This window comes from Paracoccus salipaludis (assembly GCF_002287065.1).
In the GTDB taxonomy this organism is placed as follows: domain Bacteria; phylum Pseudomonadota; class Alphaproteobacteria; order Rhodobacterales; family Rhodobacteraceae; genus Paracoccus; species Paracoccus salipaludis.
Genome location: NZ_NSJZ01000130.1, coordinates 1 through 561, shown reverse-complemented (window position 1 = coordinate 561; position 561 = coordinate 1). Strand labels below are relative to the sequence as shown.

General features: G+C 65.4%; 1 protein-coding gene. It reads left to right on the top strand.

The features are described from left to right. Positions 1-14: 14 nt before the first annotated feature. Positions 15-561 (top strand): bifunctional DNA primase/polymerase (locus tag CK240_RS17865; protein ID WP_240517582.1); only part of this gene is annotated, 547 nt, incomplete at its 3' end.

Below are 561 nucleotides of genomic sequence, written 5' to 3'. Positions count from 1 at the left end.
CCGACGACGAGGACATGCTGCGCGATGTGCTGCGCCGATACGGTGACACCCCGCTAATCAGCCGCACGGGTTCAGGCGGGTTTCACCTCTACTATCGGCACGGCGGCGAAGACCGGAAAATCCGCATCGACCCGAACATGCCGGTTGACCGCCTCGGGGGCGGCGTGGTGGCAGCCCCGCCGTCAATGGGCAGCAAGGGCGCCTATCGCTTTATTCGGGGCACGCTGGCCGACCTCGAGCGCCTACCCTTCGCACGCGCCGACAACATCGACGGCGCCGTGCAAGACGCGGTGCGGCGCGAGCTGGTAAAGGCCGGGGGTCGCAACAAGGCCCTGATGGAATACCTGCGCGGACAGGCCCGCTATGTTGACGACCTCGAGGCCCTGGTGGACGTGGGGTTCACCTATGCCAACGAAACCTTCGACCGGACCGGGGGGCACCCCTTCACTGACAGCGAAGTGCGCGCCATCGCCGCAAGCGTGTTGGACTGGACGCAGCGCAAGATTGGCGAAGGCCAGTATTTTGTCGGGACCGGCCGCTATCTACAGCTCAGCCATGATG